The 4,992-nt window shown below is 57.7% G+C and carries 5 protein-coding genes and 1 pseudogene; 2 read left to right on the forward strand and 4 right to left on the reverse strand.

Annotated features, from left to right (window positions below):
* Positions 1–831: pseudogene (locus E4K65_RS46225) on the reverse strand (transposase); the annotation flags it as partial.
* 144 nt (positions 832–975) lie between these two features.
* Entirely contained in the window at positions 976–1,116 is a 141-nt protein-coding gene (locus tag E4K65_RS48100) for a hypothetical protein (RefSeq protein ID WP_167771703.1), read from the reverse strand.
* A gap of 412 nt (positions 1,117–1,528) precedes the next feature.
* Here E4K65_RS48100 and E4K65_RS46230 point away from each other — a divergent pair, with 412 nt between their 5' ends.
* The gene (locus E4K65_RS46230) at positions 1,529–2,893 is read left to right on the forward strand and encodes an ApeA N-terminal domain 1-containing protein (RefSeq protein WP_135179704.1); all 1,365 of its coding nucleotides are present in this window, start codon (positions 1,529–1,531) and stop codon (positions 2,891–2,893) included.
* Positions 2,894–3,025: 132 nt separating this feature from the next.
* On the opposite strand, the gene E4K65_RS46235 is transcribed toward E4K65_RS46230, so the two are convergent.
* Positions 3,026–3,535 (reverse strand): hypothetical protein, encoded by a 510-nt coding sequence (locus E4K65_RS46235; protein ID WP_135179705.1) that lies wholly within the window; start codon positions 3,533–3,535, stop codon positions 3,026–3,028.
* A gap of 868 nt (positions 3,536–4,403) precedes the next feature.
* Positions 4,404–4,658 carry a hypothetical protein gene (locus E4K65_RS46240; RefSeq protein WP_135179706.1) on the reverse strand — a complete coding sequence of 85 codons (255 nt, stop codon included), beginning with the start codon at positions 4,656–4,658 and terminating at the stop codon, positions 4,404–4,406.
* Between the two features lie 117 nt (positions 4,659–4,775).
* On the opposite strand from E4K65_RS46240, the gene E4K65_RS46245 reads away from it, so the two are divergent.
* A partial coding sequence (locus E4K65_RS46245) for a transposase (RefSeq protein ID WP_135179707.1) occupies positions 4,776–4,992 on the forward strand: 217 nt, incomplete at its 3' end.

Below are 4,992 nucleotides of genomic sequence, written 5' to 3' on the forward strand. Positions count from 1 at the left end.
TCGGCAGGCGTTCCATGATGTTGCGCGCCTTGTGGATCTGGCAGCGCTGGATCGCAGCGGCCGGACCGAAGGTGCGGCGGATCGCCTTCGACAGCGCCTTCGCGCCGTCGGCGATGAACAGTCTTGGCACCGTCGGGTCGAGCCCGCGCGAGACCAGGTTGTCCAGCAGGGCCTGAACCGTTGCGGCATTCTCGGTCGCCCCTTCCACCAGCGCCAGCGGATGCTTGTTGCCTTCGCCGTCAACCCCGATCGCGGCGACTAGCACGAGATCGTCGTCGAGATGCAGCCCGTCGATTTGCACCACCAGAAGGTCGAGCGTGGACAGATCGGCAGCCATGAAGTCGGCCAGCCGCGCCGCCGACAGCGCAACGAACCTCCGCGAGGCCGCCGATTTCGAAATCCCAGATCCGGGCGGTGCCGGCACGTCCCCCTCGGGCAGCCGGACGGCGCGGCCGAACCGGCGCGTCGACATATTGATCAGCATCAGGTTCATCCCCCAGCGACCGAGCCAGTCCTCCTGCGCTGCCGTTTCCCAGCTCGGGATCGTGATCTCGCGGCCGTCCACGCCCCGGACCCGGGGCCGCTCGACCTCAATCTTGCCGCCGTGGAAACCGATCCGTCCTCGCGTTCGGCCCCAACGGTGCGCCCGCCGCGCCGCTCGCGACCGTGGCGCGGCCCGCAGGCCGCCGTCACATCCGCCTCCATCATCGTGCCGAGCGCCTCGATCCCCGCCGCAAGGCAGAGCCGATCGAAGCTCGCCCGCACTTCCGCAAACGCTTCGTCCACAACCCTAGTCGCCGGCGAACCAGCCGGTGTGATATCTCTCGTCATGGCGTTGCTCTCCTTTGTGGAATCAGCACCCCGAGCCTACCGGCTCAAGGTGGGCAACGCCGACCTCCTCAGAAATTCAACAGAACCCGGGACATCCCCTTGAGCAGGGTTTGGCCACTATCTTTCTCCGTAAGTAGTCTGCGCTCAGAACTTTCCGTCGCTGACGCCCTCGCGCGTCTTGGAGCGCAGAAAACGCAGAGCGCCCGTCACCACGCGGAGCAGGTTATGGCCGTCCACGACCACGGCTCCCGTCCGGTCTCCGACCTTCGAAGCACCTGCCATCATCCTACCTGCCAATGCTGGCGGTCGCTCGTACACTTCGGCCGCTTCGAGCCACCTCTTACTAGTAGTTTTAACATGCTTGAACGCGTTGGCCGCTTCGCTTGCCAAAGTGCTCGCTTTCTTCTTTGAACTGCCTTCGCAACGCGGCCCGCCTAGTGTGATGTTCCTTTCCGTCCCACTGCGAGCGGTCGAGCGGAAACGCCAAATAGTCGACAGAATGATCTATCGCCACGCAAGCTAAGAAGCCCATCCTCACACTCGAAGGATGTTGGCGGAAGTCATCCACGGCTGGATCAACGATTTCGTTGACGTAGCGTTTCATAGTCTTCCACTGCACCCCGCCTCTCGTTTAGGCTTGCCCCGCGAAACAATGGCTTTTTCCTTTCTCATCGGTATGTCGTCAAGGGGCTTAAGAATGGACACGCTGCTCGGCGCAAATCTTTCCGGAGTCTTCTGGGCAACGGATGACCCAGCCTCACAACTCTCGGGCAAACTCGAAATTGATGAGAACGGTGCAGCCACTTTGAACGTCGAGGGAGAGCGTTCCATATTAATAGCGCTCGATGCGCGCCAAAAATTCCAAATGCACGGAATGGCTCAGGGCGAGCGAATTACCCTGTTCGACTGTTTCACCGTTTGGGTGCCGTTCTTCCCCACTGAAAAACCGGTAAAGGCGTGCATCGCGGTCAACATTGTCTCAGTGGGCGCGCATATCGAGAACCTAAAGGTGCCGTTTGCTTCAGGTTTGTCGTTTAGCACTCCAGAATTGATACGCTGGACTGGCCTTCGAGGCATGATGAACAAATCCACTCAGAAGGAACTGAAGGTTACGTATCGAGGAAAGAAAGCCAAGGAAGTCCGGGTTTCCGGCGCTACTTTCCAGCTAAGCACCGGCATAAGGGAATCGCGCTCAATCTCCGAAATCAAGTTGATTGAGCGCCATCGCGTTCGCGTCGCCTTCGACAAGCCCCAATCGGTCTCCGAGGCAGACAGGTGGACCACTAAAATCTGCCGCTTGTTCTCTGTAGCTCTACGCTGCGAGATCGTATGCCGTGTCTACACCATCGAGCGGGAGACGGGGGAGTCCGTTAGAATGGTCGGGCCATGGTCAGCGAGCAACTCTGGCGAATCTAAGATACCTCATCCGCTTTTCACCAGACCGACGAGGCGCGCGGTCTATGAGAAGGTACTTCGATCGTGGTTTGCACAGTACGACAGACTGGAGCCCGTAATTTCGCTTCGGGTGGCACTTCTATCGCATCCCCAAAAATTTCGTGAGTTTGAGTTTCTTACATACATTCAGGCACTAGAGGCACTTCACCGAAGAACACACCCGGCGCGGAAACTCGTTACAGAGAAGACGTATGCGGCTTTGCACCGCAAACTTGCTGACGCAATTCCCTCGCACTGGAAGCAAAAAGCCGATCTTGTAAGGAAGCTGGAATACCTAAACGAAATCTCTTTAGCTGATCGGCTGCGTGACATCTTTACGCACGATAAGGAACTGTTGAGCAAGCTCTTCAAAGATGAAGGCAAAGACATCGCCCTCATACGGGACGCGCGCAATTACCTGACCCACTACGAGGGGAAGCGGAAGGAGACGAAAATCAAAGCGTATCTAGCTACAGGATGGTTCTTATACTTCACACAAAAGGTACTGCTGCTCCTCGAAATTGAAATACTCCGCGCCATAGGGTTCAGCGCCAGCGAAATCAGAAAGCTCGTCGAAAATGACCCAACGTATCGTGATCTTTGCAAGATAGACCACTCAGGCGGTTGACGAGCAGCCACCGCGTCATTGCACGATTGTCAGTCGCACCGACGCATGAGATTCCAAAATGCCCTGTTGTGGCTACACTCCAGCGATTGCGGCTCGGCTCATTGCAGACCCGGTCGCATCGAAAATGTTCCTCTAGTCGCAACCGCAGAACTCTTTGAACAGCTTCCAGTTCACGACAAACCAGCATGGCTGCATCATGTTCCAGGCATCATATTCGTAGGCTCGTTTGAAAGCGTCCACGATGATGCGAGCGCCGCCGACAAAGCCAATCACGCCAACAATCACGATTGTTTCTGTATCCCTGGAAGGAACCACCACGCCTTGGATCGAGAAGGTTGCGCCAAGTGCCATTTCCAAAAAGGGCACGATCTTCAGCTTCAAGAAATCACGCAAATACCAGACGAGGCATCCCAAGATAACCGCGAGCCCGGCAACCTTGATGCCGTTGATTGGCCGGGAATGGCTCGCGAAGTCTTGCTCGATGAAGTGATAGATGCGTCCAGAGAGGAAAAAGCTTCCCACCGACAGGGCGACGAATACCGCAACGACGGCCAGAACAATCACAGCGATAGGAACGAGACCTGTTTCGTGCTCTTCCGAGTAACTGTGATTGGACGAAGGCTCCGCTCCAACATAAGTCATGGCTTACCCCCTGTAAGGTTCTGTTAGCCATTCACCATGATCGGCCTGAACGCTCGATGAACGTGTGTGAACGCTCTATGCTCCTTTTGAGGGCGCAGGCACGCTGTCTTATCAGAAGATTACTTTCCATCCATCTCAGCAGCAGCAGATCAGCGCCTTCCCGGACCATACGCACACGTCACAGTGACGTTCACTTCCTGCGGGTGGCCGATTGATGCTCTGCAGAGACCGGCTCATTTCCGTAAGCCCTTCAGAGGCCCTACGCGAGCGCTCCGCTGCCTGCTGATCTTGGATGGCCGCTTGCTGCTGATAGTAGCTGAGGTTCTTGCGGCACTGTGTAGCCATCGGCCCCCTTGCCAGTTGATACGCTGCCTGCATGAGGCGTCGTCCTGAGCCGCCACCTTTGCTGCTCTCACGCCTTCATCTTCTACGTCACGCAACCACTCAGTATTAACGAGCACAACAACGAAACCCCTCATGAGCCCCTCCAAGTTCGATAAGGCGTAAAGACCTCAAGGGGGCTCGGATGCAAGCACCACGAAAGACGATAGAAGCACCACGCCGACGATGTTCCGACGGTTGCTCGCATGTTGCAGTCCGGCTCGACGGCGGCACCAAAGATGATAAGCATGGCCTCCATCAGGAATGGCTCTCAGGATTACGCCCTCGTCGATGATAAGGGTCGGTGGGCGCTTGCCGGTCCTTCGCGCGCTGACCACTTCTGCTGCTTCTGGATCTACCCGGCTCTGCCGTCTTAATTCCTCTCCGACTCGGTGCGCTTACATGTGGGTGATGATGGATCCCGGCCCGTCGGCGAGGCGCTGCGCCGCCCCGAGGCATCCGGCATGTCCCTGCGTAAGATCGCGCGCTAGCTCGGCACCTCGACGACGCGCTGGAAGTCCTCGTCGTCGAAAAGCACATCAACAGCTTCGTCGGGCATTTTCTCGCGGCAAAGGAGGTCATAGCTCAGCCCAGCTCCGGGGAACAGGGACGACGGGCATTGCGAGGCGAGCAACGAAAAATGAGCTGCGCGTCGCGGGGCTGAGAACAAACGTGCACTGCCAGCACGATCTTTGCGAAGGGAGACAGAAAAAGTCAAAAGCTGACCAGCGGCAATCTCCATCTAACGAGCTTTCGTCAACGGCTAACAGAAACGCCACTAGCAGGCTGTTGAAAAAGGCGCTCGCCGCCGACCGGCGACCATGATTCATTGGCCTCCGATGCGATTCGGAGATGGTGCGTGCGCGGCGGCGACAATCGAACAGGAGAGCTGTTTAGCTACGTTGATCTGGAGGCGCGGGTGCGGCGTGATCATCCGCTGCGAGCGATCCGGACAATCGTGAACGAAGCGCTGGCGGTGCTGGAGCGCGAGTTTGCCGCGCTCTATTCGCCGATTGGGCGGCCGTCGATCCCACCGGAGAAGCTGCTGCGGGCGATGCTGTTGCAGGCGTTTTATT

Source organism: Bradyrhizobium niftali (assembly GCF_004571025.1).
Taxonomy (GTDB): Bacteria; Pseudomonadota; Alphaproteobacteria; order Rhizobiales; family Xanthobacteraceae; genus Bradyrhizobium; species Bradyrhizobium niftali.

Bases quoted from the DNA above. Each gene is read 5' to 3' on its own strand.
- E4K65_RS46235 (WP_135179705.1), bottom strand. From the start codon at position 3,535: ATGACTTATGTTGGAGCGGAGCCTTCGTCCAATCACAGTTACTCGGAA.
- E4K65_RS48100 (WP_167771703.1), bottom strand. From the start codon at position 1,116: ATGATGGCAGGTGCTTCGAAGGTCGGAGACCGGACGGGAGCCGTGGTC.
- E4K65_RS46230 (WP_135179704.1), top strand. From the start codon at position 1,529: ATGGACACGCTGCTCGGCGCAAATCTTTCCGGAGTCTTCTGGGCAACG.
- E4K65_RS46240 (WP_135179706.1), bottom strand. From the start codon at position 4,658: ATGGAGATTGCCGCTGGTCAGCTTTTGACTTTTTCTGTCTCCCTTCGC.